Source organism: Rhodoglobus sp. GW821-FHT12B09 (assembly GCF_058809925.1).
The window spans coordinates 68,481-94,825 of record NZ_JBXATB010000004.1; the positions used below are offsets into that span (position 1 = coordinate 68,481).

Annotated in this window: 26 protein-coding genes, 1 tRNA gene and 1 riboswitch; of the genes, 16 read left to right on the top strand and 11 right to left on the bottom strand. The window is 69.6% G+C overall.

Going from position 1 to position 26,345, the window contains the following annotated elements; all coding sequences use genetic code 11:
* The first annotated feature begins 1 nt into the window (after window position 1).
* From AC1RTC_RS09765 to AC1RTC_RS09825, 13 genes are all read left to right on the top strand, one after another.
* Window positions 2-355 carry an Rv3654c family TadE-like protein gene (locus AC1RTC_RS09765; RefSeq protein WP_493155337.1) on the top strand — a complete coding sequence of 118 codons (354 nt, stop codon included), beginning with the start codon at window positions 2-4 and terminating at the stop codon, window positions 353-355.
* A gap of 76 nt (window positions 356-431) precedes the next feature.
* Window positions 432-3,149 carry a type I DNA topoisomerase gene (gene topA, locus AC1RTC_RS09770; protein ID WP_493155338.1) on the top strand — a complete coding sequence of 906 codons (2,718 nt, stop codon included), beginning with the start codon at window positions 432-434 and terminating at the stop codon, window positions 3,147-3,149.
* A complete protein-coding gene (gene tmk, locus AC1RTC_RS09775; RefSeq protein ID WP_493155339.1) occupies window positions 3,149-3,787 on the top strand; it encodes a dTMP kinase in 639 nt (212 codons plus the stop codon). Before topA ends, tmk begins: the two co-directional genes overlap by 1 nt.
* 194 nt (window positions 3,788-3,981) lie before the next feature.
* A complete protein-coding gene (locus tag AC1RTC_RS09780) occupies window positions 3,982-5,151 on the top strand; it encodes a DNA polymerase III subunit delta' (RefSeq protein ID WP_493155340.1) in 1,170 nt (389 codons plus the stop codon).
* Window positions 5,148-6,686, top strand: coding sequence for an alpha/beta hydrolase (locus tag AC1RTC_RS09785; protein WP_493155341.1), 1,539 nt, complete (start codon window positions 5,148-5,150; stop codon window positions 6,684-6,686). The genes AC1RTC_RS09780 and AC1RTC_RS09785 overlap by 4 nt, the downstream gene beginning before the upstream one ends.
* 35 nt (window positions 6,687-6,721) lie before the next feature.
* Complete coding sequence (locus AC1RTC_RS09790; protein WP_493155342.1) at window positions 6,722-8,260, top strand: alpha/beta hydrolase; 1,539 nt, start codon at window positions 6,722-6,724, stop codon at window positions 8,258-8,260.
* Window positions 8,261-8,297: 37 nt separating this feature from the next.
* Complete coding sequence (locus tag AC1RTC_RS09795; RefSeq protein ID WP_493155343.1) at window positions 8,298-8,936, top strand: TetR family transcriptional regulator; 639 nt, start codon at window positions 8,298-8,300, stop codon at window positions 8,934-8,936.
* A 43-nt stretch (window positions 8,937-8,979) separates the two neighbouring features.
* Window positions 8,980-9,052 (top strand) — tRNA-Thr (locus tag AC1RTC_RS09800).
* Between the two features lie 298 nt (window positions 9,053-9,350).
* On the top strand, window positions 9,351-10,205 hold the full coding sequence (locus AC1RTC_RS09805; protein ID WP_493155344.1) for a hypothetical protein: 855 nt from the start codon (window positions 9,351-9,353) through the stop codon (window positions 10,203-10,205).
* Window positions 10,206-10,245: 40 nt separating this feature from the next.
* Complete coding sequence (locus AC1RTC_RS09810; protein WP_493155345.1) at window positions 10,246-11,724, top strand: D-alanyl-D-alanine carboxypeptidase/D-alanyl-D-alanine-endopeptidase; 1,479 nt, start codon at window positions 10,246-10,248, stop codon at window positions 11,722-11,724.
* Between the two features lie 13 nt (window positions 11,725-11,737).
* Window positions 11,738-12,304, top strand: coding sequence for an isochorismatase family protein (locus tag AC1RTC_RS09815; protein ID WP_493155346.1), 567 nt, complete (start codon window positions 11,738-11,740; stop codon window positions 12,302-12,304).
* Window positions 12,305-12,368: 64 nt separating this feature from the next.
* Window positions 12,369-12,911, top strand: a complete 543-nt coding sequence (locus AC1RTC_RS09820) for a hypothetical protein (protein ID WP_493155347.1) — start codon at window positions 12,369-12,371, stop codon at window positions 12,909-12,911.
* Window positions 12,908-13,696, top strand: coding sequence for a TrmH family RNA methyltransferase (locus tag AC1RTC_RS09825; RefSeq protein ID WP_493155348.1), 789 nt, complete (start codon window positions 12,908-12,910; stop codon window positions 13,694-13,696). Before AC1RTC_RS09820 ends, AC1RTC_RS09825 begins: the two co-directional genes overlap by 4 nt.
* Window positions 13,697-13,762: 66 nt before the next feature.
* On the opposite strand, the gene AC1RTC_RS09830 is transcribed toward AC1RTC_RS09825, so the two are convergent.
* The 3 genes from AC1RTC_RS09830 to AC1RTC_RS09840 are packed head-to-tail and all read right to left on the bottom strand — an operon-like array spanning window position 13,763 to window position 16,265.
* The gene (locus tag AC1RTC_RS09830; protein ID WP_493155349.1) at window positions 13,763-14,152 is read right to left on the bottom strand and encodes a DUF6855 family protein; all 390 of its coding nucleotides are present in this window, start codon (window positions 14,150-14,152) and stop codon (window positions 13,763-13,765) included.
* Window positions 14,153-14,179: 27 nt separating this feature from the next.
* Window positions 14,180-15,994, bottom strand: coding sequence for an ABC transporter ATP-binding protein (locus AC1RTC_RS09835; RefSeq protein ID WP_493155350.1), 1,815 nt, complete (start codon window positions 15,992-15,994; stop codon window positions 14,180-14,182).
* Window positions 15,995-16,049: 55 nt separating this feature from the next.
* Entirely contained in the window at window positions 16,050-16,265 is a 216-nt protein-coding gene (locus tag AC1RTC_RS09840) for a hypothetical protein (protein ID WP_493155351.1), read from the bottom strand.
* A gap of 100 nt (window positions 16,266-16,365) precedes the next feature.
* On the opposite strand from AC1RTC_RS09840, the gene AC1RTC_RS09845 reads away from it, so the two are divergent.
* From AC1RTC_RS09845 to AC1RTC_RS09855, 3 genes are read left to right on the top strand one after another with little or no spacing between them, the layout of a single operon-like run.
* Window positions 16,366-17,289 carry an ABC transporter ATP-binding protein gene (locus tag AC1RTC_RS09845; protein WP_493155352.1) on the top strand — a complete coding sequence of 308 codons (924 nt, stop codon included), beginning with the start codon at window positions 16,366-16,368 and terminating at the stop codon, window positions 17,287-17,289.
* On the top strand, window positions 17,286-18,077 hold the full coding sequence (locus tag AC1RTC_RS09850) for an ABC transporter permease (protein ID WP_493155353.1): 792 nt from the start codon (window positions 17,286-17,288) through the stop codon (window positions 18,075-18,077). The genes AC1RTC_RS09845 and AC1RTC_RS09850 overlap by 4 nt, the downstream gene beginning before the upstream one ends.
* Complete coding sequence (locus tag AC1RTC_RS09855) at window positions 18,074-18,886, top strand: ABC transporter permease (protein WP_493155354.1); 813 nt, start codon at window positions 18,074-18,076, stop codon at window positions 18,884-18,886. The genes AC1RTC_RS09850 and AC1RTC_RS09855 overlap by 4 nt, the downstream gene beginning before the upstream one ends.
* A 108-nt stretch (window positions 18,887-18,994) precedes the next feature.
* On the opposite strand, the gene AC1RTC_RS09860 is transcribed toward AC1RTC_RS09855, so the two are convergent.
* The 8 genes from AC1RTC_RS09860 to trpS all read right to left on the bottom strand — a co-directional run bounded on the left by AC1RTC_RS09860 (window position 18,995) and on the right by trpS (window position 26,331).
* Entirely contained in the window at window positions 18,995-20,266 is a 1,272-nt protein-coding gene (locus tag AC1RTC_RS09860) for an MFS transporter (protein WP_493155355.1), read from the bottom strand.
* 26 nt (window positions 20,267-20,292) lie between these two features.
* Window positions 20,293-20,763, bottom strand: coding sequence for a 6,7-dimethyl-8-ribityllumazine synthase (gene ribH / locus AC1RTC_RS09865; protein WP_493155356.1), 471 nt, complete (start codon window positions 20,761-20,763; stop codon window positions 20,293-20,295).
* Window positions 20,760-22,025, bottom strand: a complete 1,266-nt coding sequence (ribB, locus tag AC1RTC_RS09870) for a 3,4-dihydroxy-2-butanone-4-phosphate synthase (RefSeq protein WP_493155357.1) — start codon at window positions 22,023-22,025, stop codon at window positions 20,760-20,762. The genes ribH and ribB overlap by 4 nt, the downstream gene beginning before the upstream one ends.
* The gene (locus tag AC1RTC_RS09875; RefSeq protein WP_493155358.1) at window positions 22,022-22,612 is read right to left on the bottom strand and encodes a riboflavin synthase; all 591 of its coding nucleotides are present in this window, start codon (window positions 22,610-22,612) and stop codon (window positions 22,022-22,024) included. Before AC1RTC_RS09875 ends, ribB begins: the two co-directional genes overlap by 4 nt.
* Window positions 22,613-22,614: 2 nt before the next feature.
* Window positions 22,615-23,622, bottom strand: coding sequence for a bifunctional diaminohydroxyphosphoribosylaminopyrimidine deaminase/5-amino-6-(5-phosphoribosylamino)uracil reductase RibD (ribD, locus tag AC1RTC_RS09880; RefSeq protein WP_493155359.1), 1,008 nt, complete (start codon window positions 23,620-23,622; stop codon window positions 22,615-22,617).
* 60 nt (window positions 23,623-23,682) lie between these two features.
* Window positions 23,683-23,824, bottom strand: a riboswitch (FMN riboswitch).
* A 247-nt stretch (window positions 23,825-24,071) separates the two neighbouring features.
* A complete protein-coding gene (locus AC1RTC_RS09885) occupies window positions 24,072-24,782 on the bottom strand; it encodes an HAD family hydrolase (RefSeq protein ID WP_493155360.1) in 711 nt (236 codons plus the stop codon).
* Entirely contained in the window at window positions 24,779-25,327 is a 549-nt protein-coding gene (locus AC1RTC_RS09890) for a GNAT family N-acetyltransferase (protein WP_493155361.1), read from the bottom strand. Before AC1RTC_RS09890 ends, AC1RTC_RS09885 begins: the two co-directional genes overlap by 4 nt.
* On the bottom strand, window positions 25,324-26,331 hold the full coding sequence (trpS, locus tag AC1RTC_RS09895) for a tryptophan--tRNA ligase (protein ID WP_493155362.1): 1,008 nt from the start codon (window positions 26,329-26,331) through the stop codon (window positions 25,324-25,326). The genes AC1RTC_RS09890 and trpS overlap by 4 nt, the downstream gene beginning before the upstream one ends.
* Window positions 26,332-26,345: the final 14 nt, after the last annotated feature.

A 26,345-nucleotide genomic window follows, 5' to 3' on the forward strand; every position in this document is an offset into this window, starting at 1 on the left:
CGTGAGCGCCGGAGGGGACGATCGCGGCGCGGGCACGGTCGTCGCGCTCGGGCTCGGCCTGGGCATCCTCGCGGCCACCATGCTTGCCGTGCCCCTCTTCTCTGCGCTCGCTGCACGGCACGCCGTGACGGGTGCGGCGGACGCCGCGGCACTCGCCGGAGCCGATGCGGCGAGCGGCCTCGTGTCCGGGTTTCCGTGCGAGGTCGCGGCGCGGGTGGCGCTGGCGAACGGCGCCATAGTCGAGAGCTGCCGGGTCGACGGGCTGGTCGTGACGGTCTCGGTCGGGCGCACCGTCCTGGGTTTGTCCCTGAGCGAATGGGCCTCTGCCGGTCCGGCGGGTTCCGCCCCCGATTAGGCAGAGGCGTGGTTCTGGTGTGTATGGTGTCGCTGACGGAGGTCAACCGTGCTCCGTACCTTTACTTAGGAGTGTTGTGCCCGTGAAGCTCGTCATCGTCGAGTCGCCGACCAAGGCCAAGACGATTGCCCAGTACCTGGGCGAGGGCTACGAGGTCCAGTCGTCCGTCGGACACATCCGCGACCTCATCGAACCCAAGAACCTCCCCGCCGAGCTCAAGAAGGGCTCGCTCGGCAAGTTCTCTGTCGACGTCGAGAACGGGTTCGAGCCGTACTACGTGGTCTCCGACGCGAAGAAGAAGACCGTCGCCGATCTGAAGCGGGCACTGAAGAACGCGGACGAGCTCTTCCTCGCCACTGATGAGGACCGCGAGGGCGAGGCCATCGCGTGGCACCTGCTGCAGGAGCTGAAGCCGAAGGTTCCCGTGAAGCGCATGGTGTTCCACGAGATCACGAAAGACGCCATCCAGCACGCCATCGAGAACCCGCGCGAGCTCGACACGGCGCTCGTCGATGCACAGGAGACCCGGCGCATCCTCGACCGCCTCTACGGCTACGAGGTCTCGCCCGTGCTGTGGCGCAAGGTCGGGCCCGGTCTGTCGGCCGGCCGTGTGCAGTCAGCGGCCACCCGGCTCGTCGTCGACCGGGAGCGCGAGCGCCTGGCGTTCGTCACCGCCGCGTACTGGGACCTCATCGCCCAGTTCACCCCGAAGGGCGACAAACAGGACTTCGAGTCCCGCCTGGTGCGCCTCGACGGCAAGCGCATTGCGGCGGGCCGCGACTTCGACGACCGCGGAAACCTCAAGGGCGATGCGATCGTCGTGGACGAGGCCGCGGCCGAGTCGCTGGCCACGGCCCTGCGCGACCCGAGCGTTCCGATCACCGTCACGAGCGTCGAGTCCAAGCCGTACACGCGGCGGCCGGCCGCTCCGTTCACCACCTCGACCCTACAGCAGGAGGCCGGCCGCAAGCTGCGGTTCTCCGCGCGGCAGACGATGAGCGTGGCCCAGTCGCTCTACGAGAACGGCTACATCACCTATATGCGCACCGACTCCGCCACGCTCTCGCAGCAGGCGATCGACGCGGCGCGCACCCAGGCCCGCAAGCTCTACGGCCCCGAGACGGTGCCGGACGCCCCGCGCGTCTACGCCGGGAAGAGCAAGAACGCGCAGGAGGCGCACGAGGCGATCCGCCCCTCGGGCGACACCTTCCGCACGCCGAGCGAGCTGCAGCCGGTGCTGCGCGGCAACGACTGGAAGCTCTACGACCTGATCTGGAAGCGCACAGTCGCGTCGCAGATGGCGGACGCTAAGGGCTCGACGGCCTCCATCACCATCGGCGCCGGCCCCACGAGCACGGGGTCCATCGCCGAGTTCGTCGCGACGGGCACCATCATCACGTTCCGCGGCTTCATGCACGCGTACGAGGAGTCGCAGGACGAGGAGCGCAACGAGACCTCCGAGGCGAAAGAGGCCAAGCTGCCTCCGCTCACCGAGGGGCAGTCGCTGAACCTGGTCGATGTCGAGGCCAAGGGGCACGAGACATCCGCGCCCCCTCGCTACACCGAGGCGAGCCTCGTGAAGACGCTCGAGGAACTGGGTATCGGGCGCCCGTCGACGTACGCGTCGATCATCTCCACGATCATCGACCGCGGCTACGTGACTCCGCGCGGCCAGGCCCTCGTGCCCAACTGGATAGCCTTCTCCGTGGTGCGCCTGCTGGAGGAGTACTTCGCCGACCTCGTCGAGTACGGCTTCACCGCCGGCATGGAGGACGACCTCGACCGCATCGCCGGAGGTGAGGCGGACCGCGTCGAGTGGCTCACCGGCTTCTACTTCGGCAGCACCAACCACCGGGGCCTGCGCACCGTCATCGACAATCTCGGCGAGATCGACGCTCGCGAGATCAACTCGATCCGCATCGCAGACGACGTGACGCTGCGCATCGGCAAGTACGGCCCCTACCTCGAGGCGCCGGGCGAGACCCCGGAGACCCCGCGCCGCGTCAACATCCCGCAGGACCTGGCTCCGGATGAGCTCACCGCCGAGAAGGCACGCGAGCTGATCAACGCGCCGGTGGTGGGCGACCGCGTCATCGGCGTCAACCCGGAGAACGGCAAGGAGATCGTCGCGAAGGACGGCCGGTTCGGCCCCTACGTCACCGAGCTCGAGCCGGAGCCCGAGCCGGTCGAGCCCGAGTACGTGCTCGACAAGAAGACCGGCGAGCTCAAGGAGAAGAAGGTGAAGAAGCCCGTGGCCGTGAAGCCGCGCACGGCCTCCATCTTCAAGTCCATGGATCTCGCGACCATCGACCTCGACACCGCACTGGCCCTACTCTCCCTTCCCCGCGTCGTGGGAGTCGACCCCGAGAGCGGCACCGAGATCCTCGCGCAGAACGGCCGCTACGGCGCCTACCTCAAGCGCGGCACCGACACCCGCTCGCTCGTGAGCGAGGACGACATCTTCGCGATCGACCTCGCCGGGGCGCTCGAGCTGTACTCGCAGCCCAAGTACGGCAACCGTGCGGCGTCGAGCGCGCTCGCCGAGTTCGCCGAGGACCCGGTGAGCGGCAAGCCGATAAAGATCAAGGACGGCCGGTTCGGCGCCTACGTGACCGACGGCACGACCAACGCGACGATCCCGCGCGGGGAGCAGATCGAGGACATCGACTACGACCGCGCCGTGCAGCTGCTCGCGGACAAGCGCGCCAAGGGCCCCGCCAAGCCCAAGGCGAAGGCGGCCCCGAAGCGCAAGGCGCCCGCGAAGAAGGCACCGGCGAAGAAGGCTGCCTCCTAGTGGAACAGCGGGCCGGCCTGTTCATCACCCTCGAGGGCGGCGACGGGTCGGGCAAGTCGACGCAGTCGGCGCGCCTCACCGGCTGGCTGACGGATGCCGGGCACGCGGTCGTCGTGACGCGCGAGCCCGGCGGCACCTCCCTCGGGCTCGAGTTGCGCGACATCGTGCTGCACCGCCGCGGCGAGATCGCCCCTCGAGCGGAGGCGCTCCTCTACGCCGCTGACCGCGCCCACCACATCGCCACCGTCGTGCGCCCCGCGCTCGACCGGGGCGAGATCGTGGTGCAGGACCGCTACATCGACTCGTCAGTCGCCTATCAGGGCGCCGGCCGGGTGCTCGACGGCGACGAGGTGCGCGGCATCTCACTGTGGGCCACCGAGAACCTGCTTCCCGACCTCACCGTCCTCCTCGACCTGCACGAGGCCGACGGCCGCGACCGCATGGCCGAGCGCACCAAGTACGACCGGCTCGAGGCCGAGAAGAGCGACTTCCACGCGAGGGTGCGCGCCGGATACCTCGCGCTCGCCGCCGCGGAGCCGGAGCGGTTCCTCGTGCTCGACGCCACGCTGCCGATCGACGAGCTCGCTGCGGCAATCCGCGAGCGCGTCGAGTCGCTGCTCGCGGCACAGGCTGGTTGAGTAGTGCGCTCTGGCGCGCGTATCGAAACCCGGTGGGTTGAGTAGTGCGCTCTGGCGCGCGTATCGAAACCGGAGTTCGGGGTTGGGGTTTCGATACGGCCGCGGGCGGCCTACTCAACCCGCCGGGTTTCGATACGGCCGCGGGCGGCCTACTCAACCAGCTTCTCGTCAGCGCCCTGCTTTAGGCTGTGCCCATGGCCGCTGTATGGGACGAACTGACCGGGCAGGCCGATGCCATCGCGGTCGTCGAGGCCGCGGCATCCGCATCGGCGCTCGGGGGCAGTGACGACTCGTCGATGACTCACTCGTGGCTCATCACGGGGCCGCCCGGGTCCGGCCGCTCGAACCTCGCCTACGCGTTCGCGACCGCGCTGCTGAGCCCCGGCACCCCCGAGGGCGACGCCGCGGCGGCGCGCCAGGTCGCGGCCCGCACCCACCCCGACCTCGGGGTGCTCGCGACCGAGCGCGTGATCATCCCCATCGAGGATGTGCGCCAGCTCGTCGCCACGAGCCAGTTCTCGCCGAGCGTCGGCCGCTACCGCGTCATGATCATCGAGGATGCCGACCGCATGGCCGAGCGGACCTCCAACGTCCTCCTCAAGGCCCTGGAGGAGCCGCCGCCGCGCACGGTGTGGATACTCTGCGCGCCGAGCGAGGCCGACCTCATCCCCACGATCCGCTCGCGCGTGCGCACCGTGCGGCTGCGCGTGCCCGACATCGCCGAGGTCGCCGAGCTGCTCGAGCGGCGCGACGGGGTGGACTCCGCGATCGCCCTCCGCGCGGCCCGTGAGGCCCAGTCGCACATCGGCATGGCCCACCGGCTGGCGACCAACGCCGAGGCGCGCGCGCGGCGCGAGCGCACGCTCGACATCGCGCTGGGCATCCGCTCGGTCTCCGGCGCCGTGCTCGCCGCGGTCGCGCTCCTCGATCTCGCGAAGGCCGACGCCGAGGCGATCACCGAGGAGAAGGACGCGGAGGAGCGCGATGCGGCCATGCGGTCGCTCGGCATCGAGCCCGGGGGCACGATCCCGCCGGCGCTCCGCAGCCAGCTCAAGGCCCTCGACGAGGACCAGAAGCGCCGCGCAACCCGCAGCCTGCGCGACGGCATCGACCGCATCATGGTCGACCTGCTCTCGCTGTACCGCGACATCCTGCTCATCCAGCTCGGCGTGCCGGGGGAGCCGATCAACGTGCGTATCCTCGACCGCCTCGAGTCCGCGGCATCCGGCTGCACGCCTGTTGACACGCTCGCAACGATGGATGCGATAGCGACCGCGCGCGAGCGCATCGAGAGCAATGTCGCGCCGGCGCTCGCCCTCGAGGCCATGCTCGTCACCGCCATCCGCACCGGGAGAAACTCATGAAGCACCGGCCGCTCGTCGCCATTGCGCTCGCCGCCGCCGTGATGCTCCCGCTCAGCGGCTGTGTCTCCTGGTTCCTCCCACCCACCTCCGGCGCGAGCGCGACCTCGTCGCCCACCGGGGAGGACGTCGCCGCCGACCTCAAGCCGTTCTACGACCAGGTGCTCGTCTGGAAGGACTGCCAGGGCGGCATGCAGTGCACGACCGCGAAGGCGCCGCTCGACTGGGCAAAGCCGACCGCGGGCAAGATCGAGCTCGCACTCATCCGCCAGCCCGCCCAGGGGAACCGTCTCGGCTCGCTGCTCGTGAACCCGGGCGGCCCCGGCGGGTCGGGCTACGACTTCATCAAAGACAGCGTCGACTACGCCACGGATGCCCGCCTCCAGTCCAGCTTCGACATCGTCGGCTTCGACCCCCGCGGCGTGAACCGCTCCACCCCGGTGAAGTGCTACAAGAACCCCGCCGAGCTGGACGCCTACCTGTACGACATCTACCCGGGCGTCCCCGGCAGCGACGAGTGGCTGGCCGCCGCGAACAAGACCATGAAGACGTTCGGGGAGCGCTGCCTCGAACTCACGGGCCCGCTGCTCGGAGACGTCGACACCCCGAGCGCCGCCCGCGACCTCGACATGCTGCGCGCCGCGCTCGGCGACAAGAAGCTCAACTACCTCGGCTACTCCTACGGCACCCTGCTCGGCCAGGTCTACGCGGAGCTGTTCCCCGACAAGACGGGAAGGCTCGTGCTCGACGGCGCGGTGGACCCCGCGGCGAGCGACTTCGACGGCACCGCCACCCAGGCGAAGGGCTTCGAGAGCGCGCTGAGGGCCTTCCTGGCGGACTGCTCGAAGCAGAGCGACTGCCCGTTCTCCGGCTCGGTCGACGACTCCATGCTCGAGATCCGCGCGCTGCTCGACAGCCTCGACGCGAGCCCGCTCTCCAACCCCGACGACGGCCGCAAACTGGGCAGCAGCGCGATGTTCACGGCGATCATCCTGCCGCTCTACAACGCCGACAACTGGATGTACCTCCGGCAGCTGTTCACCGGCGTCAAGCAGGGCGACGCCACCTACGCGTTCCAGCTCGCCGACAGCTACAACGGCCGCAACCCCGACGGCACCTACGCCGACAACCAGACCGAGGCGTTCATCGCGATCAACTGCCTCGACGCGCACGGCGACGGCAACGTCGAGCAGATGCGCGCCGAAGCGGCAGAACTCACGAAGATAGCGCCCGTCTTCGGCCCGCAGATGTCGTGGGGCGGCACGGGATGCCCGAACTGGCCGGTCCCGCCGAAGCGCGACCGCGTCCCGATCGTGGCCGCGGGGTCCGCCGACATCCTCGTGATCGGCACGACCAACGACCCTGCCACCCCGTACACCTGGGCGCAAACGGTCGCCTCGACACTCGAGCACGGGCACCTCATCACCTTCACGGGCGAGGGGCACACCGCGTACAACAAGTCGAACTCCTGCGTGAACGACGCGGTCGACGACTACTTCGTGAACGGGACGGTCCCCTCCTCCGATCCGAGGTGCTGATGCCCCGAGCCCGAGCGCCCCGCTAGGCTCGGCTCGTGACCACGGCAAACACAGTCCTTTCGCGCGCCCCGTTCGTCGCCGCCGCGACAGCTTTCGTCCTGCTCCTCTCGGGCTGCTTCTTCGGCGGCTCCCGGCCCGAGGTGGTGCCCGACTCGGATGCGCCGACCGCCCTCGCGCCGTACTACACGCAGAAGGTGACCTGGAAGGCGTGCGGCGACGGCGCGGAGTGCGCCACGGTGATCGCCCCCATGGACTGGGCGAACCCCTCGCCGGAGACCGACATCACGCTCACCATGGCGCGGCATCAGGCCAAGGGCACCAAGCTCGGCTCGCTGTTCGTGAACCCGGGCGGCCCCGGGGCGTCCGGCTACGACCTCGTCCACGATGATGTCGATTTCGCAGTGGATAGCGCGCTGCAGCAGAACTTCGACGTGATCGGGTGGGATCCGCGGGGAGTCGGGCGCTCGACGCCCGTCACCTGCTACGACGGGCCGGAGCTCGACCAGTACATCTACGGCCTGCCGGTCAACCCGATCGGCACGCCCGAGTGGCTCGCCGAGGTCACGCAGTCGTCGATCGACTTCGGCCAGGCCTGCCTCGAGAACACCGGCCCGGTGCTGCAGTTCATCGACACCCAGAGCACCGTGCACGACCTCGACATGCTCCGGTCCATCGTGGGTGACCGGAAGCTCAACTACCTCGGCTACTCCTACGGGAGCGACATCGGCTCGTACTACATCGAGAACTTCCCCGAGAAGGTCGGCCGCATCGTCCTGGACGGCGCCACCGACTCGTCGATCTCCGTCTTCGAGGTCGGGCTCGTGCAGACCGCCGGCTTCCAGCTGGCCCTCGGGAACTACCTCACGGCGTGCCCCGACATGTTCGACGACTGCCCCTTCCAAGACGGTAAGGATGCCGCGCTCGCGACTATCCGCGGCCTCTACGACCGCTACGACGCGAACCCCGTCGCGGCACCCGACGGCCGCATGATGGATGCCGGCGTGCTCGACACCGCCATGAGCATGGCCCTCTACTCCGAGGACTCGTGGAGCTACCTCAACGACCTGTTCTCCGAGGCCGAAGCCGGGCAGACCGACACGGCGTTCTTCCTCTCGGACTACTACTACAGCCGCGACACCGACGGCACGTACGCGGACAACTCGTTCGAGGCATTCATCGCGATCTACTGCGTGGACTACCCGGTCGAGGCCGATCCGGCCGTCCTCGCCGACCAGAACGTGCAGCTGCAGGCCGCCTCGCCGACGACCTACCGCGGCTACCCGCCGGTGGGCGACCTCACGTGCGCGAACTGGCCGTACAAGTACACCGGCCCGCCGCTCACCGAGCTCACGGGCAAGGGAGCGCCCGACGTCCTGATCGTCTCCACGACCGGCGACCCCGCGACTCCGTACCAGTGGGGTGTCGCGCTCTCCGAGCAGCTCGAGAGCGCCCACCTCATCACCTACAACGGCGAGGGCCACACCGCGTACAACAAGTCGAACTCGTGCGTCGACGACGCCGTGGACGACTACTTCGTGAAGGGCACGGTGCCGTCCTCCGACCCCAACTGCTGATCCGGCGCAATATTGCACTCTGTGCAAGAATGGTGATGTGACAACCACCGACCTGACCGGGCTGGGCCTTCGCGAGCGAAAGCGCCTCGCAACGCGGCGTGCCATCCAGGTCGCGGTGCTGGAGCTGCTGGCCGAGCGCGGGTTCGACGGCGTCACGGTCGACGAGATCAGCAGGCTGGCGGACGTCTCGCCGCGCACCTTCTTCAACTACTTCGCCTCCAAAGAGGAGGCCATGCTGGGGGACTCCCCGGAGCTGCCCGACCAGAGGGTGATCGACGAGTTCCTCGTCGGTCGGGGGAGCGTGCTCGACGACCTCGTCACGGTGCTCCGGCACGCCGGCGACAAGTCAACATCGGACGCCGAGATGCTCCACCTGAGGCACCAGCTCCTCAAGCAGTTCCCCCAGCTGTTCGCTATGCGGATGGCGAGCATGCGCGCGTTCGAGGAGAGCGTGGGCGAGATCGTCGCCCTGCGCCTCGGTCGGGACGAGCCCGCACTCGCGGCCGACGCCGATCGACTCAGCAGCAAGGCCCGTCTCATCACCCTTGTCGCCTTCGCGACGATGCGCCACGCGTGGACCTGCTGGGCGCACAGCGAGGCCTCGACCTTGCTCACGGACCAGCTCGACGAGTCTTTCGCGGAACTCAAGTCCCTGTTTGCGTCCGAGCCCGCCTGAACTTCGGCTAAGCTTTCATGCTGTGCCTCGGGAAACCGGGCCCGCCGCCCTAGCTCAGTCGGTAGAGCATCTCACTCGTAATGAGAAGGTCAAGAGTTCGATTCTCTTGGGCGGCTCTGTATATATGGCGCGATCTTCGCACGCTCAGATCGACGCGTTCGTCACGAGCCGGAGTGCATCGGCGCGTTTGTCACGAGCCGGCGTCCTCCGGCGCGGTCGTCACGTGCTGGCTCAGATCGACGCGTTCGTCACGAGCCGGGCCGGCCGCCGAATTGTCCCCCTTAGTGCGGACATCCGGCGCGATCTGTGCCCCCAGTGTGCGGGTGAACTCGATGGTTTGTACCCCCATTTCCTTGCCGGGTACCCCGAGCCGCCCTACGTTGGTCGCGAAGACACAACTGCACGGGGGTACTGATGAAGAGGATCGCGTTTCTCGCGACGCTCTTCACAGCCGTGCTCGTCGTCGTCCTCCCCTTCGTCGGTGGAGGCGGGCCGGGGCTCACGTCCCAGGCGGTGGCCGATTCGGGTTCGGCCACCCCGCTGCTCGCCTCGATGACGTTGCCGGCTAACGCGCCGGTGGTCGAAGCGCCTCGGGTGGCGCTCGCGACCACCGTGCGCGTGACCGACGAGTACGCCGCAGCCCAGGCCGCCGCGGCCGCAGAGGCGCTCACGCAGGACTGGGAGCACATCGCGCAGAAGCCCGTGCCCAAGCCTGTTCCTGTGGTGCTGGATGACGGTTCGCTTAACCCTGACCGCCGCGCTCAGCTCGCAGACCAGGGTCTCAGCTGCCCCGGTGACGCGGGCGGCGGAGTGGGCGGCGCACCCAGCGCCTACTCGGCCCAGGGTGTCGCTGGCACGACCTCGGACGACCTGGCCTCGTTCGTCTACACGTACAACGCGATCCGCCTCGAGAACTGCCTCGAGCCCATCCCGTATGGAAACTTCTACTACGACTCCTGCATGGAGGCGCGCCTCTTCTGGATGGCCGAGTCGCCCAGCCCCGACCCGGCCGACGCCTGGGGCCACATGGGCTCCGTGCGCAGTGACGGGGTGCCGAGCGTCGGCTGCGACGGCAACCTCGCGGGCGGCTCGGGCAACACCGGCGCGACAGTCGCCAGCAAGTGGTGGTACTCGCTCGATCACCGGGCCTCGCTGTACCGGCCCGGGGATGATGTATCTGGTGCGTGCATCGCCTTTGCGATGACCCACGGCGGCATCGACGAGCCCTACGACTTCACCCGCGCCGCCGCCCGCTGGACGTGGTGCTAGCTCCGACCTCGAAGGCAGCCGCCCCGAGTATCATGGCCGGGTGACGGATTCGAACGACCAGCCGACCGAGGTGTTCAGCCGTCGCGCGGCGCGCGGGGGCACGACGAAAGCCCCGTCATCCGGAGGTCCCGTCGCCAGCATGCGCGCCGTCATCGCGAAGCACCCGACGGCCTGGTTGTTCTCGGCGCTCGGCGTCGTCTTCCTCCTTCTCGCGACGGGAGCCCTGTTCGCCGGCATCGCGTCGGGCTCGGGCAAGGCCGAGGCGGTTCCTCTCCCGACGGAGAGCGCGCCGCCGCCCCGCCCGCAACCGAGCGCCGTGCCCGCCGGCACGCACCTGCGAACGTGCTCCATCGCCAGCGCCGCCGCCCTCCCGAACCTCGGAACGCTCGCGGCCTCGGTGATCAACGCCAGCACGGGCGAGGTCCTCTTCGACCGAGGCGGTGCGACTGGCGCGCCGCCCGCCAACGTGAGCCAGCTGCTCACGGCCGCCAGCGCGATCAAGATCCTCGGCGCCAGCACGCAGCTCTCCACCCGGGTCATCGACGGCTCATCGCCGGGCTCGATCGTGCTCGTGGGCGGCGGCGACCCCACCCTCGCGACCACGTCCGACAGCTTCTACGAGGGCGCCCCGCTCATCGCCGACCTCGCGAGCAAGGCGATGGCGGCGTACACCGCGAAGCACCCGGCCGACCCCATCACGCAGATCGTGCTCGACACCTCGCTGTGGAACGCCTCCGACAACTGGGACCCGTCGTGGCCGTCATCGGAGCGCGCCAACGGCTACATGTCGTTCATCACACCCCTCATGGTCGACGGCGATCGTGACGACCCGACGAACAGTGAGAGCGCCCGCGGCGAGGACCCGATCATGCGGGCCGCGCAGGCCTTCGCCGACGCCGCCCACCTGACGGGCGTATCCTTCTCCACCGGTACCGCGATCGGCTCGACCGTGCTCGCCGAGGTCAAGTCGCAGCCGGTCAGCACCCTCGTCGGCCAGATGCTGCTCAGCGGCGACAACACCCTCGCCGAGATGCTCGCGCGCGTGATGTCCAAGAAGGCGCAGTTCGACGGCTCCTCCGCCTCCATCGCCCAGATGATCCCCGCCACGATGAAGGACCTCGGGCTCGACACCGCCGGCCTCGTGAGCGTGGACGGCTCCGGCGAGAGCCCCAACAACCTCGTCCCCCCGAAGCTCATCGCCCAGCTGCTCGTGAAGATCAAGGCGAACGAGGCCGACCTGGGCACGATCTACTCCGGGATGCCCGTGGCAGGCGAGTCCGGGAATCTCTACGACCGCTTCTCGGGCGACAATGCCGCCGCGAGCGGCAAGGTCGTCGGGGTGACGGGCTGGATCACCAACGAGCGATCACTGGCGGGCATCATCAACGCGGCGGACGGCACCGCCCTGGCCTTCGCCTTCTACGGGCTGGGCGAGGTCATCTCGACCGATACCAAGGAAGCGCTCGACACCCTGGCCACCGCCGCGTTCACGTGCGGCAACAACCTCTCCAACAACTGACCGGAGGCATCCCGTGACGTCTGCGCTGTTCATCATCGACGTGCAGAACGACTTCACCGAGGGCGGGGCGCTGGGTGTTGGCGGGGGCGCCGCCGTGGCGGCGGGGATCGCGCGGCTATTGGCCGGGCATCCCGACCGCTATGACTACGTGTTTGCCTCGCGCGACTGGCACGACGCGGACAATGACAACGGCGGGCACTTCTCCCCGTCGCCGGACTTCGTGGACACCTGGCCTCCGCACTGCGTCGCCGGGACCGCCGGGGCCGAGTACCACCCGGCGCTGGACCCGTCCGTGTTCGACGTGCACGTGCGCAAGGGGCAGGGCAAGCCCGCGTACTCGATCTTCGAGGGCACCACGGACGGCGGTGAGACCGTGCCCGCCGCGCTCGACCGGCTCGGGATCACGGAGGTCGACGTCGTGGGCATCGCGACCGACTACTGCGTGCTCGCGTCGGCGCTCGACGCGCTCGACTCGGGCCGGAGCGTCCGAGTGCTCACGGACCTGGTGGCGGGCGTCGCGCCCGAGAGCAGCGCTGCCGCACTGGAGCGGCTGGACGCCGCGGGCGCCCGCATCGTCTGAGCCGACGGGCTCCTGAGCCGGCCGTCCTCGCGCGAACCATCGCCGCAGAGGGGAGAATGGGCAGATGCCGTCATCCGATTCGGGCACCGACCTCGGCGAGTTCGTCGAGGTCGCCCCGCCGCCCGCGCGCGGCCCCCTCGTCCGCCTGCTGCTCTCGCTGCTGACCGCGGGCCTCGTCCTCGGCGTGGTGGTGGTCATCGGCAGCTGGCTGTTCGGCACCTTTGCGCAGACCGAGCAGGGGCTGTGCCGCATCACCTGGGCGCCGTGCACCGAGCTCTCCGCCGCTAGCGTCGAGCAGCTCTCCGGGGTCGATCTGCCCGAGGGCACCGAGGTGGTCTCCGGCTACGCGCAGGAGCTCGGCACCCTGACGGAGTTCCGCGCGGAGGTCGTGCTCCCGGAGGGCGGGCGCGTCACGATGTCGAACGCCTACCAGGAGGCCGCCGCCCTCGACCCGGTGCCCGCTGCCGCCCGTGATCTCTCCCAGGCGCGGTACTGGCAGAAGCCGGTGGAGGACGCGGAGGGCTACGCCGTCGCCGTCACCGGCGCCCGTGCCGACGGCCGCGAGGTGATCGTGTTCGACGAGCGACAGGTTCCCACGAACCGGTGATCATCCCCGTGACCGACCTGGCCGACCCGCGCCTCGCCGACTACTCGCACCGGACCGATGTCGCCCTCAAGAAGGCCCGCGGCACGGAGCACGGCATCTACCTCGCCGAGTCTGCCCTCGTGCTGTCGCGGGCGCTGCGTGCCGGGCACGTCCCGCGCTCGGTGCTCGCCCTGGGCGGCACGGCCGAGGAGGCGGTGGCCCTCGTGGGGGAGGACGTGCCCGTGTTCTCCGGGCCCGGCGAACTGCTCGCCGAGCTTACCGGGTACGAACTGCACCGCGGTCTGATCGGGTCGATGAACCGTCCGGCCCTGCCGAGCGTGAGTGCGCTGATCCGGGATGCCCGCCGCATCGTCATCCTCGAGAACGTCGCCGACCCGACGAACGTGGGGGCGATCTTCCGCTCCGTGGCCGCGATCGGCGCCGACGCCGTGCTCGTCACGCCTCGCTGCTCCGACCCGTTCTACCGCCGCGCGATCCGGGTCTCGATGGGCACGGTGCTCCAGGTGCCGTGGACGCGACTGGGCGAGTGGGATGCCGCGCGCACTGAGCTCGCGGGCTTCCATGTTGCGGCACTCGCCCTGGCCGACGGCGCCGTTCCCCTGCGCGAGTTCGCCGCGGCCGCGCCCGAGCGGGTGGCCCTCGTCCTGGGTGCCGAGGGGGAGGGGCTCACGCCCGAGGCGCTCGCCGTCGCCGACACGGTCGTGACGATCCCGATGCGGCACGGCATCGACTCGCTCAACGTCGCCGCGACTGCCGCCGTGGCGATGTGGGCGCTCGCGGGTTGAGTAGGCCGCCCGCGGCCGTATCGAAACCCGGTGGGTTGAGTAGGCCGCCCGCGGCCGTATCGAAACCTACTTAGCCCGCACCGAGTTGTTGCGCGCGTCGTGCGTCAGCTCGACCAGCCCGAGCTTCTCGAGCAGGGGCGGCAGGTACATCCCGAACCTGCCGCGGTAGCCCTTGCGCAGGCCGTACCAGCCGCCCACCGGGTTGCTCTCGGAGCGGCCCCACGCCTCGACCGTGCCCTCCGCGGCGGGCTTGTTCTCGTCCGCGGCGCCGAGCTGCACCCAGTCGCCCTGCTCGCGCAGCCATGCGGCGAGGTCCTCGATGGCGCGCACCTGGTACTTGAGCGTCGTGGACCCCACCACGCAGACGAGCTCGTCGCCGTCGCGATACATCGTGTAGCTCGAGCTGCCGGGGGCGGTCACGAGCTCCCAGGGGTCGTCCTTCGTGCCAGCTTCCATGGGGTCACCGTACCCCTGCGGGCTGCGTCACACCAGCAGCTGGTGCTTCGCGAGCTGCTTGTACAGCGGGGTGGTCTTGACCAGCTCGGAGTGCGTGCCGACGCCGACCACGCGGCCGTGGTCGAGCACCACGATCTGGTCGGAGTCGACCACCGTCGACAGCCGGTGCGCGATCACGATGAGGGTGCGGTTCTCGGCCACGGCGTCGATAGCCTCGCGCAGCATCTGCTCGTTGAGCCCGTCGAGCGACGAGGTCGACTCGTCGAGCAGCAGGATCGGCGGCGCAGCGAGGAGGGTGCGCGCGATCGCGAGGCGCTGGCGCTCGCCGCCGGAGAGCATCACTCCGTCTTCGCCGACCGCCGCGTCGAGGCCCTTCTCGTTGCGCTCGAGCACCTCGGTGAGGTTGACGGCCGCGAGCACCGCGACGCACTGCTCGTCCGTGGCATCCGGAGCGCTCAGCAGGAGGTTCTGGCGGATGCTCCCCGCGAGCACGGGGGCGTCCTGCTCCACGTACCCGATCTGCGAGCGCAGGTCGGTGCGGTCGAGGCCGCGGATGTCGATGCCGCCGAGGCGCACCACGCCCGACGTGGGGTCGTAGAACCGCTCGATGAGCGCGAGGATCGTGCTCTTGCCGGCGCCGGACGGGCCGACGAGGGCGGTGCGCTTGCCGCGCTCCGCGGTGAAGGAGACGCCGTGGAGGACGGTGAGGTCGTGGGCCGCGTCGTCGTCCCGCAGGGCGACGGCCTCCGCGGGGTACGTGAACACCACGTCCTCGAAGCTGATCGCCGCGTCGGTCTCGATGGCGGCGACCGGCACGATCGCGGCATCCCCGTCGGTCTCGCTCGGGAGGCTGATGATCTCCTGGATGCGGCCGAGCGCGCCGAGCGCCTGGTTCGTCGAGTTGATCGCCCCGAACGCACTGCCGAGGGGCGCGATCATCATGAACAGGAACAGGATGAACGAGATGAGGCTCGCGATGGTGATCGCCCCGCTGGCCACCCGGAAGCCGCCGACGCCGAGGACCACGAGCAGCGACACCTGCAGCGCGATTCCGGCGACCGGGACCACGAGCGCCGAGATCTTCGCCACCTGGATTCCCATGGTCCAGGCGCCCTCGGCGTCCTTCTCGACCGCGGCGATCTCGCGCTCGGTTGCGTTGGACGCCCGCACCGTGCGCACGGCGCTGAGACTGCGCTCGACCGCCGAGGCGAGGTCGCCGACCTTCTCCTGCTGCTTGCGGCTGGCGACCCGGATGCGGCCGGAGAGCAGCACCACGGTCACGACAGAGACGCCGATGACGAGGACGGTGAGCCCGAGCAGCACGGGGTCGATCACGAGCATGGCGATCAGCGCCCCGATGAAGACGAGCGCGCCGCCGATGGCGTCGATGAGGCCCTGGGTGATGACGGCGTACAGCAGCGTGGTGTCAGACCCGACCCGCGAGACGAGGTCGCCCGTGCGCCGGGTGTCGAATTCGCTGATCGGCAGCCGCAGCATCCGGCGCACGAGCTGGCGGCGCGCGGAGAGCACGACGCTCGTCCCGGTGCGCTGCAGCAGGTAGTGCTGGAAGCCGCTGAGCAGGGCCGAGGCGACGACGAGGCCGACGAGCACCCACACGATCGCGCCGAGTGCGCCGCCCGCCTGCACGGTGGTGATGAGCTGGCTGACCAGGAGCGGCTGCGCGAGCGAGGCGCCGGCGGAGAGGATGCTCAGCCCGATGACCACCCCGAGGATCGTCTTGTGCTCCGCGAGGTAGGGCAGCAGCTGGCTGAACTTCGCCTTCGGGCCGTCGTCGTTCTTCGGGGAGAACATGCCGCGGCGTGGGGTTTCGGTGTTGCTCATGGTTCCTAGTCTTTCGTGGCGCGCGGGAGTGCGCGTACTGCTGTCGGGGTAGTCGTCAGCCTCTGCCGTACTTCTTGTGGACTGCCTGCCGCGAGACGCCGAGGGCGATAGCGATGAGCTGCCAGGGCGCGCCGGCGTTGCGGGCGCGGCGCACGGTCACGGCCTCCACCCGGTCGAGCTCGCGGTGCAGCTCGGCGATCGCGTTGAGCGCGACGATGGGGTCGTCCGAGCCTGCCGAGGCGGCGAGGGTGTGGATCGTACCGGTGTCCATGCCGTCAACCGTAGTTGACACCGTTGTGCCTGTCAACTTGGGTTGACGCGAATCGAGTGGACAGTGTGAACATATCGTCGGTTGTTGTTAGTGTCGTCTGGTGCCAACTTCCGTCATCACAGCGAACGCTCTCACCAAGAAGTACAAGGACTTCGCCGCCGTCGACGGCATCAGCTTCGAGGTCGCGCCGGGGGAGTCCTTCGGCCTGCTCGGGCCCAACGGTGCCGGCAAGTCCACGACCATGCGCATGGTGGGCGCGGTCTCCACCCGCACGAGCGGCGACCTCAGCATCCTCGGCATGGATCCCAACGACCACGGCCCCGAGATCCGCTCCCAGCTGGGGGTGGTGCCGCAGGCCGACAACCTCGACACCGAGCTGCGCGTGCGCGACAACCTCCTCGTGTACGGCCGCTACTTCGGCCTCCCGCGTGCGGCCATCGCCAAGCGCGCCGACGAGCTGCTCGACTTCGCCCAGCTGACCGAGAAGTCCAAGGCCAAGGTCGACGATCTGAGCGGCGGGATGAAGCGGCGCCTCACCATCGCGCGCGCCCTGATCAACGACCCCCGGATCCTCCTGCTCGACGAGCCCACGACGGGCCTCGACCCGCAGGCGCGGCACATCCTGTGGGACCGTCTGTTCCGGCTCAAGGAGCAGGGCACCACCCTCGTGCTGACCACCCACTACATGGACGAGGCCGAGCAGCTCTGCGATCGGCTCGTCGTCGTCGACAAGGGCCAGATCATGGCGGAGGGCTCGCCCGCCGCGCTGATCCGGGAGCACTCCAGCAAGGAGGTGCTCGAGGTGCGCTTCGGCTCAGACAAGAACGAGGGCGCCGCCGCGAAGCTCGAGGGCATCGGCCGGCTGGAAGTGCTTCCCGACCGCATCCTCGTGTACTCCGAGAACGGCGAGGCCGCTCTGGTCGAGGTCGTCAAGCGCGGGCTCGAGCCCATCACGAGCCTGGTGCGGCGTTCGTCGCTGGAGGACGTCTTCCTGCGCCTCACCGGTAGGACGCTGATCGAATGAGTGCGGCAACCAGCGTGCGGGTCGGCAAGGCCTGGTACGTCACCGAGCACAAGATCCGCGCCATGCGCGGTTACACGGGCACGCTGATCGCGACGGCGATCGGCACCCCGTTCCTCTACCTCTTCGCGTTCGGCGTGGGCCTCGCGACGCTCATCACCCAGAACGTCGGGCCGGGCGGCGTGACCTACCTGCAGTTCGTGGCGCCCGCGCTGCTGGCCTCCGCCGCGCTGCTCGTCGCGCAGGAGGAGTACACCTTCGGCATCCTGCTCGGGCTGAAGTGGAACCCCACCTTCGTCGCCATGAACTCCACGCCGATCACACCGCGGCAGATCGTCGACGGCATCATGCTGTTCGTCCTGATCCGCATGCTCATCACCACGGTCATCTACTTCCTCGTGATGGTACTGTTCGGAGCCATCACGTCGGCGTGGGGCGTGCTGGTGATCGTGGCCGGGCTTCTCGCCGGGTTCGCGTTCGCGCCGGTCGCCGCCTACTCCGCCACCATTGAGGAGGACCGGGGTCAGTTCGCGATCCTGCAGCGCACGATCATCCTGCCGCTCACGCTCTTCAGCGGCACGGTGTTCCCGCTCACCCAGCTGCCCGTGTACCTGCAGTGGATCGGGTGGATCTCGCCGCTGTGGCACGCGAGCGAGCTCGGGCGGCAGTTCTCGTACGGGCCGACGGAGCCGATCTGGCTCACGGTCACCCACGTGCTGTACCTGGTCGGGCTCGGCGTGCTCGGCTGGCAGCTGTGCGTGCGCAACGTGGCGAGGAGGTTGAACAAGTGACGGTCACCACGACGAAGGCGAGCGGCGGCGTGCGCGCCCTCTACTCGGGCAACGCGCGCGCGGTGGTCGGCCGCGGCCTGCTCGCCACCCGCAGCACCAACTGGATCATCGTGCTCACCGGCGTGTTCGAGCCGGTGTTCTACCTGCTCGCGCTCGGCATCGGGCTGGGCGGCTACATCGGCGGCGTGCAGAACGCGCAGGGCGACACCATCCCGTATGCGGCATACATCGCGCCCGCGCTCCTCGCGGTGTCGGCGATGAACGGCGCCATCTACGACTCCACGTGGAACGTGTTCTTCAAGATGCACTTCGGCAAGCTCTACCAGGGCATGCTCGCGACCCGCCTGGGGCCGTTGGATGTCGCGCTCGGCGAGATCTCGCTGGCCCTGCTGCGCGGCGCGGCCTACGGGCTCACGTTCCTCCTCGTCATGCAGGCGCTCGGCCTCAACCTGGCGTGGACCGCCGTGCTCGCCCTGCCCGCGATCCTGCTCATCGCCTTCGGGTTCGCGAGCCTCGGCATGGGCATCACGAGCTACCTCAAGACGTTCCAGCAGATGGACTGGATCCAGTTCGTGATGCTGCCGATGTTCCTGTTCTCGGCGACGTTCTACCCGCTGACCGTGTATCCGGCGCCGATCCAGTGGTTCATCCAAGCGCTGCCGCTGTGGCACGGGGTGGAGCTGGTCCGCGGGCTCACGACGGGCGCGATCGGCCCGGTCATGCTCGTGCACCTGCTGTACTTCGTGGTGATGATCGCCCTCGGGCTCGTGTTCACCACGCGCCGGCTGCGGGCGCTGTTCCTCGACTAGCCGGCCGCCCCTCCGGCCCATGCGGAGGTTTCGACACCATGCGGCTGCCGAAACCTCCGCATGGGGTCAGAGACTCCGCGTCGCTTGAGCGGCCGCAGTTCTCGCGCGCTACTTCACGGACTTGATCGGGATGACCGCGAGGCCGCCCAGGGCGGCGGCGACGGCCGAGGCGATGAACAGCCCCGTGAACCCGCCGAGCGCCGCGACGATGGCGGAGCCGACGAGCGGCGCCACCGCCTGCGGCACGGCGGTCGCGATGTTCATGATGCCGAGGTCTTTGCCGCGCGTGTGCGAGCTCGGCAGCACCTGGGTGGCGAGCGCCTGGTCGACGGCCATGTAGCAGCCGTACCCGAGGCCGAGCATCGCGGCACCGACCAGGGCGATCGTGAAGTCCGGGATGAAGGCGAGCAGCAGCGCCGCGAGCCCCTGCAGGTAGGCGGCCGCATAGACGAACGGCTTGCGCTTGCGGATCACGTCGCTGAGCTTGCCGAATCCGAGCGCGGCGACGATGAAGAAGACGAGGTACACGGCGGTGAGCGTGAGCAGGTCGTCCTCGGCTGTCGCCTCGCGGCCGAGGCCGAACATGATGAAGTACAGCAGCAGAGTCGTGCCGAGGGCGTTGCCGAGGTTGACGAGGATGCGGCCGAGCAGCGTCCACCCGAAGTCGGGGTGGGCGACCGGGTTGATCCAGAACCCCTTGATGAGCGCGGCGAGGGTGAACGGCGGGCGAAGCACCTTCGGCAGCACCTCGTCCTTCATCGTCAGGGCGAAGGGCAGGACGAGCAGGGCGACGGCCACGGCGGAGACCGCATACCCGGCGAGGAGGCCGAGCGAGAGGACCGTGACCAGCAGGATGCCCAGCACGGTGCCGATCGCCTGCGGGGCCGAAACCCAGCCCGAGACGAATCCGCGCTGGTTGACCGGCACCTGGTCGGAGATCGTCGCCGTGATGGCGGCGGTGACCATGCAGAAGCCGATGATCGCGAGCGACCAGAAGATGCCGACGCCGACGATGTTCGTCTGCAGGCCGAGAAGGAACAGCGCGAGGGCGAAGACGCCGCCGCCGATCAGGATCCACGGCCGCCGCCGCCCGAGCTTCGACGTCGTGCGGTCGGAGAGCGCGCCCGTCAGCGGATAGGTGATGAGTGCGCACGCGCCGGCGATACCGGAGATGATGCCGAAGGCGACGACACTCTCTGTCCAGTCGGTGGGATGCAGGATGCTGTCGACCTGCGTCGGCAGCAGCAGCTGCACCGGGGTGAGCTGGGCGAGCCAGATCCCGAACCAGGCGGTCGCGAAGAGCGCGATCCACCCGGCGGTGACCTTGCGCTTCGGCTCGGCGAACGGTGTGAAGGCGGCGGGGAGTGTGGGGGTCGTCACCCCGTCAGGGTAGCGCTTCTGGAGGACTAGCCCCGGATGCCCCGCAGCACGATCGCCGTCGCGAGTGCCGCCTCTGCGGCCTCCGCGCCCTTGTCCTCCTTCGAGCCGGGCAGACCGGCGCGGTCGAGGCCCTGCTGCTCGTCGTCGAGGGTGAGGACGCCGAAGCCGACCGGCTTGCCGGTGTCGAGCGCGACCCTCGTGAGGCCGTCCGTCGCGGCGGCGCTCACGTACTCGAAGTGGGGCGTGCCGCCGCGCACGATGACGCCGAGTGCCACGACGGCGTCGGCACCGGCATCCAGCGCCGCCTTGCTCGCCAGCGGCAGCTCGAAGCTGCCGGGGACCTGCACGATCGTGATCTCTGCGCCCGAGGCATCCAGCACCCGCTTCGCGCCGGCGAGGAGGCCGTCGGCGATCGCGTGGTGCCAGAGTCCGGAGACGATGGTGACCTTGAGTCCAGTGCCGTCGGTGTCGAGTACGGGGTGGCCTTCGCCGCTCATGAGTGTGCCTTCTCTTCTAGTACTTCGTTGGTGGGGAGCGCGTGCCCCATACGGTCGCGCTTGGTCTCGAGGTAGCCCTCGTTGTTCTCGCCGACGCCCACGACGAGCGGGACGAGCTCGGTCACCACCACGCCGCGCTCCTCGAGCTGGCGGCGCTTCTCGGGGTTGTTGCTCAGCAGGCGGATCGACGTGAGGCCGACATCCTTGAGGATCGCGTATGCGGCGCCGTAGTCGCGCGCGTCAGCCGGGAGGCCGAGCGCCAGGTTGGCGTCGAGGGTGTCGAGGCCGTCCTCCTGCAGGCGGTACGCGCGCAGCTTGTTGATGAGGCCGATGCCGCGGCCCTCGTGCCCGCGGAGGTAGACGACGACTCCGCCCTCCTGCTGGACGGTGTCCAATGCGGCCTGGAGCTGCGGGCCGCACTCGCACTTCTGCGAGCCGAACGCCTCGCCCGTGAGGCACTCGGAGTGCACGCGCACGAGCGCGCCATCATGGAGCGGACCTTTGATGAAGGCCACGTGGTCGGCCCCCGTCGAGCGGTCGCGGTAGGCGCGCACCGTGAAGGGACCGTGGTCGGTGGGGATCGTCGTCTCGACTTCGAACGACACGCGCTTGAACTCGGGGAGCGGCTCGATGGCCTCCGGGATGGTGTCGCAGCGGTGCTCCTGCAGCCATTCGATGAGGGCCGCGATCGTGATGACGAGCACGCCCTCGCGGAGCCCCAGCTCGAGGAGCCCGGGCAGGCGCATCATCTCGCCGTCGTCGGCGACGATCTCGGAGATCGCGGCCACGGGGGAGAGGCCCGCGAGCTTCATGAGGTCGACCGCGGCCTCGGTGTGCCCGTCCCGCTCGCGCACGCCGCCGTCGACGGCGCGCAGGGGGAGGATGTGGCCGGGGCGGTGCAGGCTGCCCGGCGTCGAGTCGGGGTTCGCGAGCACGCGGAGCGTGTGCGACCGGTCGGCCGCGCTGATCCCGGTGCTGAGCCTGTCGGCGGCGTCGACGGAGACGGTGTACGCGGTGCCGCGGGGGTCCTCGTTGACGGCGACCATCGGCGGCAGGTTGAGCTTGTCGGCGATCTCGTTCGTCATGGGCGCGCAGATGAAGCCGGAGGAGTGCTTCACCATCCACGCGATCCACTCCTGGCTGGCGAGCTCGGCGGCGATGATGACGTCGCCCTCGTTCTCGCGGCCCTCGTCGTCGGCGACGATGATCGGCCGACCGTCCCGCAGCGCCTCGATGGCCTCGGGGATGGTGGAGAGACTCATGCGAACTCCTTCAGTCGTGCGACGTGGCGGGCGAGGATGTCCGTCTCGATGTTGACGCGATCGCCCGGCGTGAGGCCGCCGAGCGTGGTGGCGGTGAGGGTCTCGGGGATCAGGGACACCTCGAACCAGTCCGTGCCGACCGCGCTCACCGTGAGGGAGACGCCGTCGACGGCGATGGAGCCCTTGCGGGCGACGAGGGGGGCGACATCCGGCGCCAGGCTGAACCGCAGGACGCGCCAGGCGCTGCCGTCCGTCTCCGAGATGAGCGTCGCCGTGCCGTCGATGTGTCCCTGCACGATGTGGCCGCCGAGGCGGTCGCCGACCTGGGCGGCGCGCTCGATGTTCACGCGGCGATCGGCCGACATGGCGTCGAACCAGCTCATGGCGATCGACTCGGCCATGACGTCGGCGGTGAACCAGTCCGGGCCCTGGTCGACGACGGTGAGGCACACGCCGCTGACCGAGATCGAGTCGCCGTGCTTGGCGTCGGAGACGGCGAGGGGTGCGCGGACCGTCAGGCGGGCGGCATCCGCGCCCCGCTCCCAGGCGGTGACCTCGCCGAGCTCTTCGATGATTCCGGTGAACATGGTTACTCCTTCGGGCGGGCGGTGATCAGGAGGTCGTCGCCCAGTGATTCGACGGCGGTGATACGGAGCTCGCGGGCTTCGCCGATGCTCGCGACGCCGATGTCGTCCACGGCGAGCTTGTCGCCGCCGAGCAGTTTCGGCGCGAGGTAGACGAGGTACTCGTCGACGAGCCCGGCGGCGATGAACGCGCTGGCCAGTGTCGGGCCGCCCTCGACGTAAGCGCGGCGGATGCCCTGCTCGAACAGCCACGTGAGCACCTCGTCGAGGTTCCGGGAGCCCGTCTCGAGCACGCCGCGCGGGTGGTCCCACAGTTTCGCGTCGCCCGGGATCGGGCGCGTGCCGATCACCACGGGGAGGGGCTGCTGCTCGAGCAGCTCGCCAGCGTCGCCCCGCGCCGTGAGCGTGGGGTTGTCTGCGAGCACGGTGCCGGTGCCGACGAGGATGGCGTCGCTGGCGGCGCGCTGCTCGTGCACCCGCTGCCGCGCGGCGGTGCCGGTGATCCACTGGCTGGAGCCGTCGGCGGCGGCCGCCCGCCCGTCGAGGGTGGACGCCCACTTGACGGTCACGTACGGGCGCTGGAGCCGGGCCGCGGTGAGCCACACGTGCAGGAACTCCTCGGCCTCGTCGGCGAGCACGCCCGACTCGACGGCGACTCCGGCGTCGCGGAGGGTCTGCGCCCCGTCGGAGCTGTTCTTGCCGGGGTCGGAGATCGCGTAGACGACCTTCGTGATTCCCGCCGCGATGAGTGCGAGCGAGCAGGGCCCCGTGCGGCCCGTGTGGTTGCAGGGCTCGAGGGTGACGACGGCGGTGAGGCCGGTCGCATCCGCGACCTTGGAGAGCGCGTCGACCTCGGCGTGCGGTGTGCCGGCGCCGCGGTGCCAGCCCTCGGCGACGATGGTGCCCTCCGCGTCGAGGAGCACGCAGCCGACCTGGGGGTTGACGCCGAGCGCCGGCCCGTTGGCCGCGAGGGCGAGCGCGTGGCGCATCGCGGTCTGGTAGGTCTGGTTCATCCGTGTCCTGGTCTTCTCGAAAGACGGACTCCGGGTTAAGCGGATCGACAATGCCGAACCGCCGTGCTTCCTCTCATCCGGACTGAGGGCTGCTGCCAACCCATTACCGTCGGTCCCGGAATTCCACCAGGTCAACCCTCCTTGCGGAGGGCTCGCGGACTATCACCGCCGGTTCGGACTTTCACCGACCCCGGAGCACGTTTACTACGACGAGTGTAACGCCGGGGGCCGGGGAGTATTCCCGGAGGGGGGTTGAGTGGGCCCTCTAGGGCCGTATCGAAACCCGGTGGGTTGAGTAGGCCCTCTAGGGCCGTATCGAAACCTCGCCCTCGTTCAACCGGTTTCGATACGCGCGCCAGAGCGCTCTACTCAACCGACGGGTTTCGATACGCGCGCTAGTGCGCACTACTCAACCAGCGGGTTTCGATACGCGCGCCAGAGCGCACTACTCAACCAGCCAGCAGCGCCGGCAGCCCCGCGAGCGACCGGATCACGTGCACGCCGGCCGCCGCCTCGGCCTGCTCGTCCGGGGACGGCTCGCGGTCGCGCAGCAGCCACACCCCGGTGAGCCCGGCGTCACGGGCGCCGATCGCGTCGGTGTGCAGCCGGTCGCCGACGTACACCGCCTCGGACGGGTCGACCCCGAACAGCGCGCAGGTGTGGAGGAAGATCGAGGGGTTCGGCTTGGGGACGCCGAACTCCCCGCTCGTGACGACGTGCTCGAAGTGGGCGGCGAGCTCGAGCGTGTCGAGCTTGGGCTGCTGGAAACTCGGGATCCCGTTGGTGATCATCCCGAGACGGAGGCCCGCCGTCGTCAGCGCGCGCAGGCAGGGGAGCGCGTCGTCGTAGAGCGTCCACGCGCGCACGTACTCGAGGAGGTACTCCTCGAACCAGGCCTCCGCGTCGGCGTCGGAGTCGAGGGCGACGTCGAACCCGGCCATGAAGTCGCGAGCGCGGGCACGGCGCTGGCCGAGGTAGTCGAGCTCGCCGGTGAGGTAGCGGTGGTAGTGCTGCTCCTCGAGCGCGTCCCAGCGATCGAGGTGGGCCGCGGCGTCGACCTCCGGCAGCGTCGAGGCGACGTGCGCGGCGATGCCGTCCCGCACCGCCTGACGGTGGTGGAAGAGCGTGTCGTCGAGGTCGAACAGTGCGACGCGGATCACGGCAGCGGCCAACCGGGCTTCTCGCTGCGGTCGTCGGTGGCGGCGAGCATCCCGTGCCACGCGGTTGCGGGGGCCCCGTCTCGGGCGGCCAGCGCGGTCGGCCCCTCGCCCGTGTGCGTGAAGCCGAGCTTGCGCGCGACCCCGGCCGAGGCAAGGTTGCCCGGCGCGCACTCCCACGCGATCGAGGCCCAGCCCTGTGCGAACAGCCAGTCGACGACGGCCGTCGCTGCCTCCGTCATGTACCCGTGGCCGCGGTGGGGCGCACCCAGCCAGTAGCCGACGTCGCCGGATGCCCCGCGCGCGCCGATCATCCCGACGAGGTCGTCCCCCGCCCGGATCGCCCAGGTGTACTCGCGCTCGTCCTCCCAGCCGATCGGCACGAGCGACTCGACGAACTGGACAGCGTGCTTGCGCTCGTAGGGCCAGGGCGTGTTCATGGTGGTCTCGAACAGCGGGTCGGCGCAGTACTCGGCGATGAGGGCCACGTCGGCGAGGGTCGGCTGGTCGAGCACCAGGCGCTCGGTGGTGAGGGCGACCGGGATCATGCGCGGGGCAGGAAGCCGACGCGGTCGTAGGCGCGCGCGAGCGTCGCATCCGCGATCTCCGCCGCCCGGTCGGCATTGCCGGCGAGGATGCGGTCGAGCTCGGCCCTGTCATCGAGAAGCTCCAGCGCCCGCGCCCTGATCGGGCCGAAGGTCTCCGTCACGACCTCAGCGAGCCCTGACTTGAAGTCGCCGTACCCGTGCCCGGCGTACTCGTCCTCCAGAGAGGCGATCGACCGGCCGGTCAGCACCGAGTAGATAGTGAGCAGGTTGGAGATGCCGGGCTTGGCGGCCTGGTCGAAGCGCACGCTGCCCTCGCTGTCGGTGGTCGCCGACTTGATCTTCTTCGCGCTCACCGACGGCTCGTCGAGCAGCCACACGACGCCCTTCTCCGAGGATGCCGACTTGCTCATCTTGTTCCCGGGCTCCTGCAGGTCGTAGACCTTCGCGGTCTCCTTCTGGATGCTCACCTCGGGCACCACGAAGGTGTCGCCGAACCGCTGGTTGAAGCGGGTGGCGAGGTCGCGAGCGAGCTCGATGTGCTGGCGCTGGTCCTCCCCGACGGGGACGATCTCCGTGTCGTAGAGGACGATGTCGGCCACCTGCAGGATCGGGTAGGTGAACAGGCCCACGTTGGTGCCGTCCGCCCCCTGCTTCTGCGACTTCTCCTTGAACTGGATCATGCGGCTCGCCTCGCCGAACCCGGTGATCGTGTTGAGGACCCACGCCAGCTGCGCGTGCGCGGCGACCTGCGACTGCACGAACAGAATGGACTGCGCGGGGTCGATGCCGGCGGCGATGTACTGGGCCGCCGTGCGGCGGGTGGCCTCGCGCAGCTGCGCCGGGTCCTGCGGAACCGTGATCGCGTGCAGGTCGACCACGCAGAACACGGCGTCGTGCGTCTCCTGCAGCTCCTTCCACTGCAGCAGCGCCCCGATGTAGTTGCCGATCTGGAGGGAGGCGGCGGAGGGCTGCATGCCGGAGAAGAGTCGGGGCTTGGTGCTCATCCCCCGATTCTTCC

Excerpts from the sequence above, each read along its gene's own strand:
- AC1RTC_RS09780 (WP_493155340.1), top strand. The coding sequence starts at position 3,982 with ATGGCCGCTGTATGGGACGAACTGACCGGGCAGGCCGATGCCATCGCG.
- AC1RTC_RS09785 (WP_493155341.1), top strand. The coding sequence starts at position 5,148 with ATGAAGCACCGGCCGCTCGTCGCCATTGCGCTCGCCGCCGCCGTGATG.
- AC1RTC_RS09805 (WP_493155344.1), top strand. The coding sequence starts at position 9,351 with ATGAAGAGGATCGCGTTTCTCGCGACGCTCTTCACAGCCGTGCTCGTC.
- AC1RTC_RS09820 (WP_493155347.1), top strand. The coding sequence starts at position 12,369 with ATGCCGTCATCCGATTCGGGCACCGACCTCGGCGAGTTCGTCGAGGTC.
- AC1RTC_RS09830 (WP_493155349.1), bottom strand. The coding sequence starts at position 14,152 with ATGGAAGCTGGCACGAAGGACGACCCCTGGGAGCTCGTGACCGCCCCC.
- AC1RTC_RS09835 (WP_493155350.1), bottom strand. The coding sequence starts at position 15,994 with ATGAGCAACACCGAAACCCCACGCCGCGGCATGTTCTCCCCGAAGAAC.
- AC1RTC_RS09840 (WP_493155351.1), bottom strand. The coding sequence starts at position 16,265 with ATGGACACCGGTACGATCCACACCCTCGCCGCCTCGGCAGGCTCGGAC.
- AC1RTC_RS09850 (WP_493155353.1), top strand. The coding sequence starts at position 17,286 with ATGAGTGCGGCAACCAGCGTGCGGGTCGGCAAGGCCTGGTACGTCACC.
- ribH (WP_493155356.1), bottom strand. The coding sequence starts at position 20,763 with ATGAGCGGCGAAGGCCACCCCGTACTCGACACCGACGGCACTGGACTC.
- ribB (WP_493155357.1), bottom strand. The coding sequence starts at position 22,025 with ATGAGTCTCTCCACCATCCCCGAGGCCATCGAGGCGCTGCGGGACGGT.
- AC1RTC_RS09875 (WP_493155358.1), bottom strand. The coding sequence starts at position 22,612 with ATGTTCACCGGAATCATCGAAGAGCTCGGCGAGGTCACCGCCTGGGAG.
- ribD (WP_493155359.1), bottom strand. The coding sequence starts at position 23,622 with ATGAACCAGACCTACCAGACCGCGATGCGCCACGCGCTCGCCCTCGCG.
- AC1RTC_RS09890 (WP_493155361.1), bottom strand. The coding sequence starts at position 25,327 with ATGATCCCGGTCGCCCTCACCACCGAGCGCCTGGTGCTCGACCAGCCG.
- trpS (WP_493155362.1), bottom strand. The coding sequence starts at position 26,331 with ATGAGCACCAAGCCCCGACTCTTCTCCGGCATGCAGCCCTCCGCCGCC.